The 15,183-nt window shown below is 66.2% G+C and carries 17 protein-coding genes; 13 read left to right on the forward strand and 4 right to left on the reverse strand.

The features are described from left to right. Nucleotides 1-178 precede the first annotated feature (178 nt). The 11 genes from coxB (at nt 179) to QMG28_RS17145 (ending at nt 10,258) form a co-directional block, all read left to right on the forward strand. Entirely contained in the window at nt 179-1,027 is an 849-nt protein-coding gene (coxB, locus tag QMG28_RS17095) for a cytochrome c oxidase subunit II (RefSeq protein WP_281843531.1), read from the forward strand. A gap of 25 nt (nt 1,028-1,052) precedes the next feature. Further along, nucleotides 1,053-1,991, forward strand: coding sequence for a heme o synthase (cyoE, locus tag QMG28_RS17100; RefSeq protein WP_281843532.1), 939 nt, complete (start codon nt 1,053-1,055; stop codon nt 1,989-1,991). After that, the gene (locus tag QMG28_RS17105) at nt 1,991-2,170 is read left to right on the forward strand and encodes a cytochrome c oxidase system small membrane protein (RefSeq protein WP_281843533.1); all 180 of its coding nucleotides are present in this window, start codon (nt 1,991-1,993) and stop codon (nt 2,168-2,170) included. Before cyoE ends, QMG28_RS17105 begins: the two co-directional genes overlap by 1 nt. Then, the gene (locus QMG28_RS17110) at nt 2,167-2,751 is read left to right on the forward strand and encodes a cytochrome c oxidase assembly protein (RefSeq protein WP_281843534.1); all 585 of its coding nucleotides are present in this window, start codon (nt 2,167-2,169) and stop codon (nt 2,749-2,751) included. The genes QMG28_RS17105 and QMG28_RS17110 overlap by 4 nt, the downstream gene beginning before the upstream one ends. A 68-nt stretch (nt 2,752-2,819) precedes the next feature. Next, the gene (locus QMG28_RS17115; RefSeq protein WP_281843535.1) at nt 2,820-3,620 is read left to right on the forward strand and encodes a cytochrome c oxidase subunit 3; all 801 of its coding nucleotides are present in this window, start codon (nt 2,820-2,822) and stop codon (nt 3,618-3,620) included. 88 nt (nt 3,621-3,708) lie between these two features. Continuing rightward, nucleotides 3,709-4,377, forward strand: a complete 669-nt coding sequence (locus QMG28_RS17120) for an SURF1 family protein (RefSeq protein WP_281843536.1) — start codon at nt 3,709-3,711, stop codon at nt 4,375-4,377. A 102-nt stretch (nt 4,378-4,479) separates the two neighbouring features. Next, the gene (gene thrC, locus QMG28_RS17125) at nt 4,480-5,865 is read left to right on the forward strand and encodes a threonine synthase (protein ID WP_281843537.1); all 1,386 of its coding nucleotides are present in this window, start codon (nt 4,480-4,482) and stop codon (nt 5,863-5,865) included. Continuing rightward, the gene (locus QMG28_RS17130; RefSeq protein WP_281843538.1) at nt 5,862-7,121 is read left to right on the forward strand and encodes a M16 family metallopeptidase; all 1,260 of its coding nucleotides are present in this window, start codon (nt 5,862-5,864) and stop codon (nt 7,119-7,121) included. Before thrC ends, QMG28_RS17130 begins: the two co-directional genes overlap by 4 nt. Further along, nucleotides 7,121-7,705: a GNAT family N-acetyltransferase gene (locus tag QMG28_RS17135; RefSeq protein ID WP_281843539.1), complete on the forward strand. Its 585-nt coding sequence runs from the start codon at nt 7,121-7,123 to the stop codon at nt 7,703-7,705. The genes QMG28_RS17130 and QMG28_RS17135 overlap by 1 nt, the downstream gene beginning before the upstream one ends. Nucleotides 7,706-7,942: 237 nt before the next feature. Then, entirely contained in the window at nt 7,943-8,752 is an 810-nt protein-coding gene (locus tag QMG28_RS17140; RefSeq protein ID WP_281843540.1) for an MBL fold metallo-hydrolase, read from the forward strand. Between the two features lie 81 nt (nt 8,753-8,833). Then, the gene (locus QMG28_RS17145; RefSeq protein ID WP_281843541.1) at nt 8,834-10,258 is read left to right on the forward strand and encodes an FAD-binding oxidoreductase; all 1,425 of its coding nucleotides are present in this window, start codon (nt 8,834-8,836) and stop codon (nt 10,256-10,258) included. On the opposite strand, the gene QMG28_RS17150 is transcribed toward QMG28_RS17145, so the two are convergent. The 4 genes from QMG28_RS17150 to QMG28_RS17165 form a co-directional block, all read right to left on the reverse strand. Further along, nucleotides 10,239-10,769: a dihydrofolate reductase family protein gene (locus QMG28_RS17150; protein ID WP_281843542.1), complete on the reverse strand. Its 531-nt coding sequence runs from the start codon at nt 10,767-10,769 to the stop codon at nt 10,239-10,241. The genes QMG28_RS17145 and QMG28_RS17150 overlap by 20 nt on opposite strands. Nucleotides 10,770-10,957: 188 nt before the next feature. Further along, complete coding sequence (locus tag QMG28_RS17155) at nt 10,958-11,494, reverse strand: adenine phosphoribosyltransferase (protein WP_281843543.1); 537 nt, start codon at nt 11,492-11,494, stop codon at nt 10,958-10,960. A 4-nt stretch (nt 11,495-11,498) separates the two neighbouring features. After that, on the reverse strand, nt 11,499-12,152 hold the full coding sequence (locus QMG28_RS17160; protein ID WP_281843544.1) for a hypothetical protein: 654 nt from the start codon (nt 12,150-12,152) through the stop codon (nt 11,499-11,501). 17 nt (nt 12,153-12,169) lie between these two features. After that, nucleotides 12,170-13,033: an S-methyl-5'-thioadenosine phosphorylase gene (locus QMG28_RS17165; RefSeq protein ID WP_281843545.1), complete on the reverse strand. Its 864-nt coding sequence runs from the start codon at nt 13,031-13,033 to the stop codon at nt 12,170-12,172. Nucleotides 13,034-13,211: 178 nt separating this feature from the next. On the opposite strand from QMG28_RS17165, the gene QMG28_RS17170 reads away from it, so the two are divergent. Together QMG28_RS17170 and QMG28_RS17175 are read left to right on the forward strand one after the other, a co-directional pair. Next, the gene (locus QMG28_RS17170; protein WP_281843546.1) at nt 13,212-14,840 is read left to right on the forward strand and encodes a SulP family inorganic anion transporter; all 1,629 of its coding nucleotides are present in this window, start codon (nt 13,212-13,214) and stop codon (nt 14,838-14,840) included. Between the two features lie 147 nt (nt 14,841-14,987). Next, on the forward strand, nt 14,988-15,183 hold a 196-nt coding region (locus QMG28_RS17175; RefSeq protein WP_281843547.1), incomplete at its 3' end, for a transposase.

Raw genomic sequence — 15,183 nt, forward strand, 5'->3', positions numbered from 1 at the left:
TCACATGCGGCAAAATGCATGGGTGTGGCATATCGGCGCAGGATTTTCCTTGTTCCTCGATCCTGAATATGGTTTCAGGAGGGCAGGGAGACAACGGGGCTTGTCCGATAACGTCGGGACGACCCGGAATTGTGGCGCGCAAAAATGCGCCGAGACAGGAAACTACGGAATGCATGCGATGAAGAAGACCCTGTGGCCCACGGCCTTTCTTTCGGCAACCCTCGCGGCGGCTGCGGCGCGCGCCCAGGAGCTTGAGGTGATCGGCAAACCGGTGCCGGGCGAGATGAGCCTGCAGCCTGCGGCGACCGATGTGGCCATCGCCACCCATGCGCTCGACGATCTGGTGCATTACATCGTCATCGCCATCGCGGTTTTCGTGGTGCTGCTCGTGCTCTGGATCATCCTGCGCTACAACCGCAAGGCGAACGCAACCCCGAAACGCTTCACCCACAACACGCCGGTCGAGATCGCCTGGACGCTGATCCCGGTGCTGATTCTCGTCTTCATCGGCGCCAACTCGCTGCCGGTCCTGTTCAAGCAGCAGGAAATTCCGGAAGGCGACGTGGTGATCAAGGTCACCGGCAACCAGTGGTACTGGTCTTACGAATATGTCGATCACGAATTCGGCTTCGACAGCTTCATGCTGACGCGCGACGAGCTGGCCGATCACGGCTACACCGACGATCTCTACCTGCTCGCCACCGACACCGCCGTTGTCGTGCCGGTGGGCAAGAAGGTGGTGATGCAGGTGACCGGCTCGGACGTGATCCATTCCTGGACGATCCCCGCCTTCGGCGTGAAGCAGGACGCCGTGCCGGGCCGCCTCGCCGAGCTGTGGTTCACCGTCGAGCCGGGCAATGAGGGCATCTATTTCGGCCAGTGCTCCGAGCTGTGCGGCAAGGACCACGCCTTCATGCCGATCACCGTCAAGGCCGTGTCGGAAGCCGATTACAATACCTGGCTCGAAGGCGCGATCGAGGAATATGCGGGCAACCCCGCCTCGCTGATGGTGGCCTCGGCCGAGTGACGGCCAGGGCAGGGAGCCGCAGGGCATGACCGATATTCGCGCATATGAACAGGCCCAGGAGCAAGAGGCTGGCTTTGGCGATTACTTCGCGCTGCTGAAGCCGCGGGTGATGTCGCTCGTCGTCTTCACCGCTCTGGTCGGGCTGCTGGTGGCGCCGGTGGGCGTGCATCCGGTGATCGCGGTGGCCTCGATCCTGTTCATCGCCGTGGGCGGCGGTGCGTCGGGCGCGCTCAACATGTGGTGGGACGCCGATATCGACCGGCTGATGCGCCGCACCCAGAAGCGCCCGATCCCCACTGGCAAGGTGACCGAGGGCGAGGCCTTCGCCATCGGCATCGCGCTGTCGGTGATGGCGGTGGTGATGCTGTTCCTCGCCGCCGGCGCGATGGCTGCCGGGCTGCTCGCCTTCACCATCTTCTTCTATGTCGTGATCTACACGATGTGGCTCAAGCGCCTGACGCCGCAGAACATCGTGATCGGCGGCGCCGCCGGGGCCTTTCCGCCGATGATCGGCTGGGCCGTGGCGACCGGCGGGATCAGCCTCGAAAGCGTGCTGATGTTCGCGCTGACCTTCGCCTGGACGCCGCCGCATTTCTGGTCGCTCGCATTGTTCGTGAAGAACGATTACGCCAATGCCCATGTGCCGATGCTGACGGTGACCCATGGCCGCGATGCCACCCGCCGCCAGATCCTGGCCTATACGCTGGCGCTGGCCGTGGTGTCGGTCGCGCTGGGGCTGACCTCGATCGGCGGGCCGGTTTACATGGCGGTGACCGTGGTGCTGAACCTGCTCTTCATCAAGGGCGCGCTGGGCATCCTGCGCCGCTCCGATGCCGACAGCGAGGCCGACAGCCATTTGGCCGAGCGCGCCTTCTTCAAGCTGTCGCTCGCCTATCTGTTCCTGCATTACGGTGCCCTGCTGGTGGAAGCCACGCTGAAGCACTGGGGCCTGGGAGGCTGGTGATGGACACGCAAATCCGCGCCGAACACGAATTGCACCGCCGCCGTCTGAGCCGCAATGTCGGCCTTGGCTTGGCGCTGCTGACCTTCGTGGTGCTGGTCTGGGGCCTGACCGTGGCCAAGGTCGGCGGGCTGGACGAGGCGCGCATCAAGGCCGGCGCCGCTGCGGAGGCGAGCCAGTGAGCCTGCAGGGCACCCACAGGACGGCGGCGAAAGCCGCGGGCGTCGTGCTGTTCATGGGCGCGATGGCCTGGGCCGCCGTGCCCGCCTATAACCTGTTTTGCAAGGTCACCGGCTATGGCGGCACCACCCGCGAAGCTTCATCCGGCTCCGACGTGATCCTGGACAAGACGATCAAGATCCGCTTCGACGCCTCGCTGGAGCGCGATATGCCGTGGGAATTCAAACCCATGCAGCTTGAGATGCAAATCCGGATCGGCGAGACCGGGCTGGCCTTCTACGAGGCCTATAACCCGACCGACCGGGTCGTTGCCGGCACTGCCAGCTACAACGTCACCCCGTATTCGGCGGGGAGCTACTTCACCAAGATTGATTGCTTCTGCTTCACCGAGCAGGTGCTGCAGCCGGGCGAACGGGTGACCATGCCGGTTACGTTCTACGTCGATCCGGAGATCACCGAAGATATCGAAGCGAAATACGCCAAGGCGATCACGCTGTCCTACACCTTCCACGAGACCGAGCTGCCGGAAGATCTGGCGGCGCTCGCGGACGGAGCGGACACGGCGGGCGCCACCGCGAACTAGGATAAGAACGCCGGGGCCCCGAGGGGCACCTGGTCAGGAAGAACCAAAAGGTCAGGGACGAGAGAGACATGGCTCACGCAAAGAACCACGATTACCATATTCTGCCACCCTCGCTGCACCCGCTTCTGGCGGCGCTCGGCGCGTTCATCATGCTGTTTGGCGCCGTCCTCTGGATGCAGGGGATCACCCCGTGGATGTTCGCGGTGGGCCTGCTGCTGGTGCTCTACACCATGTTCGCCTGGTGGGCGGATGTGGTCGACGAAGCCCAGCACGGCGATCATACCCCGGTGGTGCGCATCGGCCTGCGCTACGGCTTCCTGCTCTTCATCATGTCGGAGGTGATGTTCTTCGCGGCCTGGTTCTGGAGCTTCTTCAAGCACGCGATGTATCCGATGACGGAAGGCAGCCCGAAGGTCGATGGCGTCTGGCCGCCGGTGGGGATCGAAACCTTCGACCCCTGGCACCTGCCGCTGATCAACACGCTGATCTTGCTTCTGTCGGGTGCGGCGGTGACCTGGGCGCACCATGCGCTGGTGCACGGCAACAACCGCAAGGATCTGGTGAACGGCCTGATCATCGCCATCGTGCTCGGCGCGCTCTTCACCTTCTTCCAGGCCTATGAATACAGCCACGCCGCCTTCGGCCTCGCCGGCAATATCTACGGCGCCAACTTCTTCATGGCCACCGGCTTCCACGGCTTCCATGTGATCATCGGCACCACCTTCCTCTTCGTGGTGCTGCTGCGCGCGCTCAAGGGCCACTTCACGTCGGAGCAGCATATCGGCTTCGAGGCGGCGGCCTGGTACTGGCACTTCGTCGACGTGGTCTGGCTCTTCCTGTTCGCCTCGATCTATATCTGGGGCAGCTGACAGACAGCCTTGCGCCCGGCGCAGAGTGACATAGAAAGATGACAGGGGCGCGGGGCAAAACCTCGCGCCTTTGATTTTCGGGGGATACATGGCACGCCAGATCATCGCCGCTTTGCTGCTCGTGGCCGGGTTCGCCGTCTTTGTGGGTCTCGGCATCTGGCAGTTGCAGCGGCTGGAGTGGAAACAGGGCATTATCGCCGAGATCGAGGCGCAGATTGCTGCCGCGCCGGGGCCGCTGCCCGCCGCGCCCGACCCGGAGGCCGACAAGTACCGCCCCGTGGAGATCGCCGGCGCGTTCGGGCCGCAAGAGCTTCTGGTGCTGGTCTCGTCGCGAGATTACGGCCCCGGCTTTCGGGTGATCGCGCCATTCATCACCGGCGAGGGGCGGCGGATCATGGTCGACCGCGGCTTCATCCCCACCGAGGCGCGCGAGGCGGCGCGAAGCGTGGGGCAGGCCGAGATCGCGGGCAACCTGCACTGGCCCGACGAGCGCAACGGTTCGACCCCCGAGGACGATGTGGCCGGCAATTGGTGGTATGCCCGCGACGTGGACAAGATGGCCGCCGTGCTCGGCGCCGAGCCGGTGCTGGTGATCGCTGCAAGCCAGACCGATCCGGCCATCCTGCCGATGCCGGTGGACACCTCCGCCGTGTTCAACCGGCACCTCGAATATGCGATGACCTGGTTTCTCTTCGCTGCGACATGGGTGGTGATGACAGGCTTTGCGCTTTGGCGTATACGGCGCCGGAACGGATGAAAGACCGCGCCCCGGCGAGGCCATGGGCGCGATTTCTTTCTAAGAAATCGTACCGGTTTCTTTCAAAGAAACCGGTGCTGCGAGAGGAAAGGCTGAGCGCCGATGAGATATGTCTCCACCCGGGGCAACGCGCCGAAACTGAGCTTTGAAGAGGCGATGCTGACCGGCCTTGCCCGCGATGGCGGACTCTATGTGCCGAACGTGGTTGCCCCGCGGCGGCAGGACGAGATCGAGGCGCTGCCGGGGATGAGCTACGAAGAGGTCGCCTATTGGGTGATGCGCCCCTTCGTCGGTGAAAGCTTCTCGCCCGAGGAGTTGCGCGCGATCATCAACCGCGCCTATGCGGGCTTCGCCCATGCCGCGCGTGCGCCGCTGGTGCAGCTTGGCCCCAATCACTTCCTCCTGGAACTGTTCCACGGGCCGACGCTGGCCTTCAAGGATTTCGCCATGCAGCTGATCGGCCAGCTGTTTCAGGCGGCGCTGGCGAAACGCGGCGAGCGGATCACCATCGTCGGCGCCACGTCCGGCGATACCGGCTCGGCGGCCATAGAAGCCTTCCGCGGCCTCGACAACGTCGATGTGTTCATCCTCTACCCGCATGGCCGGGTGAGCGAGGTCCAGCGCCGGCAGATGACCACACCGACCGAGAGCAATGTGCACGCGCTGGCCATCGACGGCACCTTTGACGACGCGCAGGCGCGGCTGAAGGACATGTTCAACGATTTCACCTTCCGCGACGAGGTGAAGCTGGCGGGCGTGAACTCGATCAACTGGGCGCGGGTGCTGGCGCAGGTGGTCTATTACTTCACCGCCGCCTCCTCGCTCGGCGCGCCGCTCAGGCCGGTGAGCTTCACCGTTCCCACCGGCAATTTCGGCGACATCTTTGCTGGCTACATCGCCAGGCAGCTCGGCCTGCCGATCGAGAAGCTGGTGATCGCCACCAACCAGAACGACATTTTGCACCGCACGCTGCAAACCGGGGCCTATACCAAATCGGAAGTGGTGCCCTCGATCTCGCCGTCGATGGATATTCAGGTGTCGTCCAATTTCGAGCGCGTGCTGTTCGACGCTTACGGGCGCGACGGTGCGGCGGTGGCCGATCAGATGGACGATCTCGCCAGGGGCGGCTTTACCATTTCGCAGGGCGCGATCGACTATCTGCGCGGCCATTTTGCCTCCGGCTCGGCCTCGGAAGCCGAAACGCTGGCCACGATCAGGAGCATCTTCGAGACCACCGGCGAGGTGATCTGCCCGCATACGGCGGTGGGGGTGAAGGTGGCTTCCGAACATCTGGGCGCCACGCCGATGATCACGCTCGCCACTGCGCATCCGGCGAAGTTCCCGGCTGCCGTGAAGCAGGCCTGCGGCGTCGACGCTCCGCTGCCGCCGCATATGGCCGATCTGTTCGACCGGCCCGAGCGGGTCACCCAGGTGCCCAACGACCTTGCCGCGCTGGAAGCGCTGATCCGGGAGCGCCGCCGCCCGTGATCCAGTTCTCCACCCTCCCGAACGGCGTCCGCGTCGTCACCGAACATATGCCGGGGCTGGAATCGGCCTCGCTCGGGATCTGGGTCACCGCCGGTGGCCGCCATGAACGCGCCGAGCAGAACGGCATCGCCCATTTTCTCGAACACATGGCCTTCAAGGGCACCAAGCGGCGCAGCGCGTTGCAGATCGCCGAAGAGATCGAGGATGTGGGTGGCTATCTCAACGCCTATACCTCGCGCGAAGTCACTGCCTATTACGCCCGGGTGCTGAAAGACGATGTGGCGCTCGCCTTCGACGTGATTTCCGATATCGTGCTGAACCCGGTCTTCGATCCGCGCGAGCTGGAAGTGGAGCGCGGCGTGATCCTGCAGGAGATCGGCCAGGCGCTCGACACGCCCGACGATGTGATCTTCGACTGGTTGCAGGAGGTGGCCTTTCCCGATCAGCCGATGGGCCGGACTATTCTCGGCCCCGCCGAACGGGTGCGCGCCTTCAGCCGCGAGGACCTTGCGCGCTTCGTTGCCGAGCATTACGCGCCGGAGCGGATGATCCTGTCCGCCGCCGGGGCGGTGGATCATGACATGCTGATGCGCCTTGCCGAGCGCGCCTTCGGCCATCTGGTGCCGGGGCAGGCGGGGCCGGTGGCGCCCGCGGGCTTCGTCGGTGGCGAGCGGCGTGAGCTGAAGACGCTGGAACAGGTGCATTTCACCCTCGGCCTCGAAGGCCCGTCCTATACCGATGACGCGATCTACACTGCCCAGACCTATGCCGGTGCCCTTGGCGGCGGAATGTCGTCGCGGCTGTTTCAGGAGGCGCGTGAGAAGCGCGGGCTGTGCTACACGATCTTCGCCCAGGCCGGGGCCTATTCCGATACCGGGCTGATCACCATCTATGCCGGCACCTCCGCCGAGCAGATCGAGGGCCTCGCGCTGCTCACGGTGGACGAGCTGAAACGCGCCGCCGACGATATGAGCCTGGCCGAAGTCGACCGCGCCCGTGCCCAGATGAAGGCGGGGCTTCTGATGGGGCTCGAAAGCGCCTCGTCGCGCGCCGAACGGCTGGCGCGGCAGGTGTCGATCTGGAACCGGGTGATCCCGCTGGATGAGACGGTGGCGAAGATCGACGCGGTGGACCTTGCCGCCGTGCGTGGCTTTGCCGAGGGTGTGGCCGGCTCGGCGGGCACCGCGCTGGCGATCTACGGGCCGGGCGAGGCGGCGCCGGAGCTGGGGGTCTTGCGCGAAAGGCTCGCCGCGTGATGTTCAGCCGGACAAAGAAAGTCCGGATCGAGACCGAGCGCATGACCCTGCGCCCGCCCCAGCATGCCGATTACGCCGCCTGGTCGCATCTGCGGGAGGTGAGCCGCGCGTTTCTCACCCCGTGGGAGCCGACCTGGGCGCATGACCATCTGAGCCGCAAGAACTTCACCAACCGGGTCTACTGGGCCAACCGCTCGGTGGCGCAGGGCTCGGCGCTGCCGCTGTTTTTGCTGCGCCGCCGCGATGCGGCGCTGCTGGGTGCGATCACGCTCGACAATATCCGCCGCGGCCCGGCGCAGGCGGCCACCACCGGCTACTGGATCGGCGCGCCCTTCGCCCGCCACGGCTACATGCGCGAGGCGCTGGTCGCGGTCGTGCATTACGCCTTCACCGAGCTTGATATCTCGCGCCTCGAAGCAGGCTGCCTGCCCGAAAACGCCGCCTCGCGCGGGGTGCTGGAGAAGGTGGGCTACAAATATGAGGGCGTGGCGCAAAGCTATCTGCAGATCAATGGCCGCTGGCGCAATCACGTGCTCTACGCGAATTTGCGCAGCGACCGGCGCGGCAAGACCGAGGCGGGGTAGCAAAGGCGGCATGCCCGTGCCGGGTGGGCATCGTTCAGACATTGCCGAAAGCCGATGGTGGGGCGTGGCGTAGCCACTTGTGTGTATCGCGCTGCGTTTGGGGGCGGGCCTGTGGAATTCCTAGGCCGCGCGCGCCCGCAAAAAAAACCGAACCGGCCGATCTGACCTGCCTCACACCCCTGTGACCCGGTGCATCCCGCCCCCCGTGCTACCCTCGGCGCGAACCGGGAGCCTGCCATGATCCGCCTTGCCCTTGCCCTGTCGCTTCTTGCCCTGCCTGCCGCGGCGCAGGAGCGCATCCCCTCCCATTGCATCGCGCTGGCGGGGGAAATCCCCGGCGCCACGTATCTGCATCTTGCCGCCTGGCAGGATCCGGTGGCGCTCGACGAGGTGCGCATCGCCTATATCGACCACGCCGCCTTCCTGATCCAGACGGCCGGGCTGGCCGCCGTGACGGATTATACCGGCAATCTTGGCGGCGCGGCGCTGGTGCCGGATGTGGTGACGATGAACAATGCCCATATCACCCATTTCACCCATGCGCCCGATCCGGCGATCCCTCATGTACTGCCCGGCTGGCCGCAGCAGGGGCAGCCGCGCGAGCACCGGCTCGATCTGGGCGAAATGCTGGTGCGTAATATCCATACCGACATTCGTGGCGAAGGCGGGCGGGTGGCGCCGAACGGCAATTCGATCTTCATCTTCGAGGCGGCGGGGCTCTGCATCGGGCATCTGGGCCATCTCCACCACGAGCCGGACGCGGCGCAATATGCCGCTATCGGGCGGCTCGATGTGGTGATGGCCGCCGTCGATGGCGGCATCACCCTCGACACCGCCCGGATGCTCAATGTGATGCAGCGCTTCAAGGCCCGGGTGGTGCTGCCGATGCACTGGTTCGGGCGTGGCACGCTGGGCCGGTTCCTGTCGGGCATGCGTGAGGGCGGCTTCGAGGTGGTCGAGACGGGGATGCGCGAGATCACTCTTTCGCTCGACAAGCTGCCGCGCACGCCCACCGTGATGGTGCTTGAGCCGGGCCGGCTCGACTGACCGGGCCGGTGAATATGAGTATTTGGGCAAGGATGAAGGAGCGGCGCTTGCCTGCGGCGTGAAAGGGTGCATCCTGCCTCCATGTCGTTTCCGCCGCTCAATCCCGCCGATGAGAGCTTTGCCGCGCGCCTGCCCGCAGGCGTGCTGCGGCCCGTCGAGCCGCGCTATCTCGAAGAGCGGCGCGGGCTGTTCCGGGGGCAGGCCGGGTTGTTGGCGGCCCCGCGCGATGTGGAGGAGGTGGCGGCGATCCTGCGCGCGGCCAATGAGGCGCGAGTCGGTGTGGTGCCCTATGGCGGCGGCACCGGGCTTGTCGGCGGGCAGGTGAGCCCGGACGGCCCCGCGCCGCTGGTGCTCTCGCTTGAGCGGATGACGGCGATCCGGGGCGTCTATCCGGCGGAAAACGTGATCGTGGCCGAGGCGGGGGCGGTGCTGGCCGATGTGCAGGCGGCGGCGGAGGCGGCGGAGCGGCTGTTTCCGCTCTCGCTCGGGGCCGAAGGCTCCTGCCGGATCGGCGGCAATCTGTCCACCAATGCCGGCGGGGTCAACGTGCTGCGCTACGGCAATACCCGCGAGCTGACGCTGGGGCTGGAGGCGGTGTTGCCGGATGGTTCGGTCTGGCATGGGCTGAAGCGGCTGAGGAAAGACAATACCGGTTACGATCTGCGCGGGCTGATGATCGGCGCCGAGGGCACGCTGGGGGTGATCACCGCCGCCAGCCTGCGGCTTTTTCCGCGCCCGGCCCGCACCGGGGCGGCGCTTGTGGTGGTGGAAAGCCCCGCGGCGGCGCTCGATCTGCTGGCGCTGGCGGGGGCACGGATCGGGCCGGGCGTGAGCGCCTTCGAGCTGATTTCGGGGCAGGGGATGCGCTTTCTGGCCGAGACGGGCTGCGCCGCCCGGGCGCCGCTCGATCCGATCCCCGACTGGGCGGTGCTGATCGACCTCGGGCTGGGGCCGGTGGACGACCCGCAGGCGGCGCTGGCGGCGCTTTACGAAGAGGCCGAGGCGGCGGGGCTCGTCTCGGGCGGGGTCATCGCCCAAAGCGAGGCGCAGCGTGCCGGGCTCTGGGCGATGCGCGAGCAGATCCCGGAGGCCAACAAGCGCATCGGCGCGATCTCGTCGCATGACATTTCGTTGCCGCTCTCGGCGATCCCCGATTTCATCCCGGCGGCGCGGTCGGCGGTGACGCGGCTCGGGGCCTTCCGCATCAATGCCTTCGGCCATCTTGGCGATGGCAATCTGCATTTCAACGTTTTCCCGCCCGAGGGGCGCGCGCGCGACGCGTATGGGCCGGAGCTGCGGGAACGGGTGGCGACGGCGATCTATGACGTGGTGGCGGGCTTCGGTGGCTCGTTCTCCGCCGAGCACGGGGTGGGGCGGCTCAAGGTGGATGATCTGGAGCGCTATGGCGACCCGGCAAGGCTTGCCGCGATGCGCGCGATCAAGGCGGCGCTGGACCCGAACGGGATCATGAACCCGGGTGCGGTGCTCAGGCGGGCCGATAGCTGAGCCGGATCACACCACCGCTGAATTTCTCGCTCGTCACGAAGCGCAGGCGCGGCAGGGAGCCATCGAAGAAGGGCCTGCCGCTGCCCAGCACGACGGGGTGGAAATAGAGCCGGTATTCGTCGATCAGCCCGTATTCGGCGAGGCTACGGGCGAGGCCGGGCCCGCCCGCGTCGATCTCTCCGGCAAGGCTGGTCTTGAGCTTGCGGATTTCCGCCTCGACATCGTTCGAAATCAAAGCGGCGTTGGGGCCGACATCGGCGAGGGTGGTGGAAACGACCCATTTTGGGACCCGGCGCCAGGCTTCGGCGAAGGCGTGTTCGGCCTCGCCCCAATCTGGCTGATCGTCGTCCCAGTAGCGCATGATCTCATACAGGCGGCGGCCGTAGAGACTGGCGCTCAATCCGCCCACATGGTCGATCCAGTGCCGAAAGAGCGATGCATCGGGCGCAAAGGCCTCGTGGTCTACATAGCCGTCCAGCGACAGGTTCATTCCGAAGACGATCCGGGCCATTGCGCGATACCTCCCGTCCGGGCTGCCGATACAGCCGAGGTTATCAGATATCGCGGAGCGCGGCCCGAAAAAGCGCAAGGCGCCCCGCCGGGGTGACGGCGGGGCGCGCCACGTCAGATACGTGTGCACAAGCAGCGGCCTGCTCCACAGGCCGCGCCCTGCCTAGCAGCGAGAGGTTAACGCAAGGTTTACGCGCGCTCGAATTCGCACAGCACATGCACATCCATGCCGAGATCTTCCAGCACCTTGCGCCCGCCAAGCTCGGGCAGGTCGACGATGAAGGCGCAGCCGACGATCTCGCCGCCGAGCCGCTCGATCAGCTTGATCCCCGCCGCCGCCGTGCCGCCGGTGGCCAGCAGATCGTCGACCACCAGCACCTTTTCGCCTGGCTGGATCGCGTCGTCATGGATCTCCATCACCGCCTCGCCGTATTCGAGCTGATAGGCTTCGCTCAGTGTCGCCCCCGGCAGCTTGCCCTTCTTGCGGATCGGCACGAAGCCCAGTGTGAGCTGGTGGGCGATGGCGCCGCCGATGATGAAACCGCGCGCCTCCAGCCCCACCACCTTGTCGATCTTCTCGCCCGCGTAAGGGTGCAGGAGCTGGTCGATGGTCATGCGGAAGCCGCGCGGATCGCTGAACAACGTGGTCACGTCGCGAAACATGATCCCCTCATGAGGGAAGTCGACGATGGTGCGGATATAGTCTTTCACATTGGCGGATTTCATCTGGTCAGTCCTTCCCGTAGTGGCGCTTCAGCGCCATGATATCCTGTAATCCCAAGGCTTTGGCGGCGCCTCCCTCCGCTGCCAGCACCGATACGCCATGATAGGCGGGGCCGGCAATGCCGGTCGTCAGCCCCATCGCGCGGGTGAGTTCGGCCAGCAGCGCGGGCTGGAACGCGGCGGTGGCGAGGCTGCCGGCGACGACGATGACGGCGCGGGTGATCCGCCCGGTCCCGTCCTCGAACAGCAGGCTGGCGGTGGTCCCGCCGAGCGGCGTGCCGTCGACGCCCGCGATGCCGGTGCCGGCGATCGGATCGCCCGCCCGAATGTCGAGGAAAAACACCTCGATCTCGGCAATCTCGCCATCCGGCACCCGGGCGAGGCGAAAGTCCGCATCGAGGCCGTTCAGCCTGCGCAGGCCGAGCGTGAGCGCGCCCCCGGCCACCTTGGCGCGGCGGCCGAGAAAACCGGGGTCGATGCGCCGGAGCGCCACCCGGACCGGGCGGCTCGCATCCCAGCGCAGCACCGGTTTGCGGCAGGCGCCACCCGGCGGCGCGGCGCAGGCGGCGGCACGGTAGAAATCCTCGTCCGACAGCACGCCCGGCACCTCGACAACCGCCTGAGCGCCCGCCGCCGGGGGCGACAGCGCAAGCGCAAGCACCAGGGCGGCCTCCCGGATCACAGCACCCGGCCTGCCACCGCGTCGAGCCGCGCGAGCAGGGCCGGATCGCGCTTGTCGGGCGCGGTCATGATCGCGAAATCGAGCGCGGTGTTGCAGCCGTGTTCGCAGCTTTCATGCGCCGCTCCCAGCTTGCCCGGCAGGTTGGCGATGAGCTTGCGGGCCGCCTCGGAATTGGCGCCAAGCGTGGCGATGATCTCGGAAATGTCCACCTCGCCATGGGCCGGGTGCCAGCTGTCGTAGTCAGTGATCATCGCCACGGAGGCGTAACATATTTCGGCTTCGCGGGCGAGCTTGGCCTCGGGCATGTTGGTCATCCCGATCACGTCGGCGCCCCAGTGCTCGCGATACATCTTCGACTCGGCGAGCGACGAGAATTGCGGGCCTTCCATCGCCAGATAGGTGCCGCCCATATGCACCTTTACTCCCTCCGCCGCCGCGAAACAGGCCGCCGAGAGCGTGGGGCAGGTGGGATGGGCGAGGCTCACATGGGCCACGCAGCCGGTGCCGAAAAAGCTCTTCTCGCGCGCGAAGGTGCGGTCGATGAACTGGTCGACGATGACGAAGTCGCCCGGCGCCATCTCTTCACGGAACGAGCCGCAGGCCGAGACGCTGACGAGGTCGGTCACCCCGAGCCGCTTCATCGCGTCGATATTGGCGCGGTAGGGCACTGTGGAGGGCGAATAGACGTGGCCGCGCCCGTGGCGGGGCAGAAAAGCCATCTTCACGCCGCCGAGCGTGCCGGTGAAGATCTCGTCCGACGGATCGCCCCAGGGCGTGGTCACCCTCACCCATGCGCCATTGTCGAGCCCCTCGATCCCGTAGAGCCCCGAGCCGCCGATGATGCCGATCACACGTTCCATATCTGCCCCCTGTCTGGTCGCCTCTAGGGATGCAAAAGGCGCGGGCGAATTCAACCGCAAACCGCTTCTGCCATGCGTGAGGCACATGGCCGCGTGCGCGGCAGGTGGTGGCGCTCGGGCGGAAAGCCCTGTAGAGGGGCACGGCGCGAACATTTTCCACACAGCCGAGAGGTATCCCGTGGCCCGAGCCCTGCTGGCGAGCTTTGCCGACCGTATTCAGAAACCCGACCTGCGCCTGGCGCCGACCGAACAGTTGAGCGCGAGCCGCCTGCGGATCGAGATCCTGTCGGGCCTGACCGTGGCGCTGGCGCTGGTGCCCGAGGCGGTGGCCTTCGCCTTCGTTGCCGGGGTGCATCCGCTGGTTGGGCTGTACGCCGCCTTCCTCGTCGGGCTGGTGACGGCGCTGATCGGCGGGCGGCCGGGGATGATTTCGGGCGCGACCGGGGCGCTGGCGGTGGTGATGGTGGCGCTGGTGGCGACGCATGGGGTGGAATACCTCTTCGCCACGGTCGTGCTGATGGGGCTGTTGCAGGTTTTTGCCGGGGTGATGCACTGGGGCAAATTCATCCGCCTGGTGCCGCATCCGGTGATGCTGGGCTTCGTCAACGGCCTCGCCATCGTGATCTTTCTCGCCCAGCTCGGCCAGTTCAAGGTGCCGGGCAGCGCCGAGGCTTCGGGCCACGGCATCGGCGGCGGCGACTGGCTCACCGGAGTGCCGCTCTACACCATGCTGGGCCTCGTGGCGCTGACGATGGTGGTGATCTGGGCGGTGCCGAAGTTAACGAAGGCGATCCCCGCGCCGCTGGCCGGGATCGTGGTGGTCGCCGCCGTGGTGATCGGCCTCGGCATCGAGGTGCCGCGTGTGGGCGATATGGCCTCGATCGAGGGCGGCTTGCCCAGCTTCCACATTCCCGCCGTGCCGCTGACACTGGAGACGCTGTGGATCATCCTGCCCTATGCGGTGATCCTCGCCGCCATCGGCCTGATCGAGAGCCTGCTGACGCTGAACCTCGTCGGCGAGATGACTGGCCAGCGCGGTGGCGCCAGCCAGGAATGCATCGCCCAGGGCTCGGCCAATGTGCTCACCGGCTTTTTCGGTGGCATGGGCGGCTGCGCGATGATCGGTCAGTCGATGATCAACGTCAAATCGGGCGGCCGCACCCGGATTGCCGGGGTTGCCGCCGCGCTGTTCCTGCTCTCCTTCATCCTCTTCGCCGCGCCGCTGATCGAGCAGATCCCGCTGGCCGCGCTCGTGGGCGTGATGTTCATGGTGGTGATCGGCACCTTCGCCTGGAACTCGGTCAAGATCCTGTTCCGCGTGCCGAAAACCGACGCTTTCGTGATCGTGCTGGTGACGGCGGTGACTGTGGCCGAAGACCTTGCCACCGCGGTGGTGGTGGGGGTGATCGTCTCGGCGCTGGCCTATGCCTGGTCGAATGCCCGGCGCATCCATGCCGATGTTTATACCACCGCCGACGGGCAGAAGATCTACCGGGTGCAGGGGCCGCTCTTCTTTGGCTCAACCGACGGGTTCGTCGAGATGTTCGAGGTCGGTTCCGACCCGAAGCGGGTGGTGGTGGATTTCGCCGACAGCCGGGTGGTGGATCAGTCGGCGCTGCAGGCCATCGAGGTGGTGGCGGCGCGCTATGAGGCGGTGGGCAAGACCCTGCAACTGCGCCACCTGTCGCGCGATTGCCATGCGCTGCTCAGCAAGGCCGGCCACCTGATGGTGGATTCGGAGGACGATCCGGATTACGCGATTGCGGCGGATTACTCGGTGCGGACGGGGATTCTCGGCGGGCATTGATCGCGGCGGGGCCGGGATCGGGCGCGATCCCGACCGCTGCGATTCCAGAACTCTAGAACTCTAGAACTCTAGGCCGTGGACCCATAAACCTGCTTCCCTTCGCGTTCAGGCGGTGATTCACTGGTCCTGCCGACCGGGAGGACAGCCATGCGCCGACGTTACGATCTCACCGAGCACGAATGGTCGATCATTCAGCCGCTTCTGCCGCAGAAGTCTCGCGGGGTGCCGCGGGTCGACGATCGGCGGGTGATCAACGGGATCCTCTATCGCTTCCGGACGGGGGTGGCCTGGGCGGATATTCCGGAGCGCTATGGGCCGCACAAGACCTGCTACAACCGCTTCG

It is taken from the genome of Sinisalibacter aestuarii (assembly GCF_027923545.1).
In the GTDB taxonomy this organism is placed as follows: Bacteria; Pseudomonadota; Alphaproteobacteria; order Rhodobacterales; family Rhodobacteraceae; genus Sinisalibacter; species Sinisalibacter aestuarii.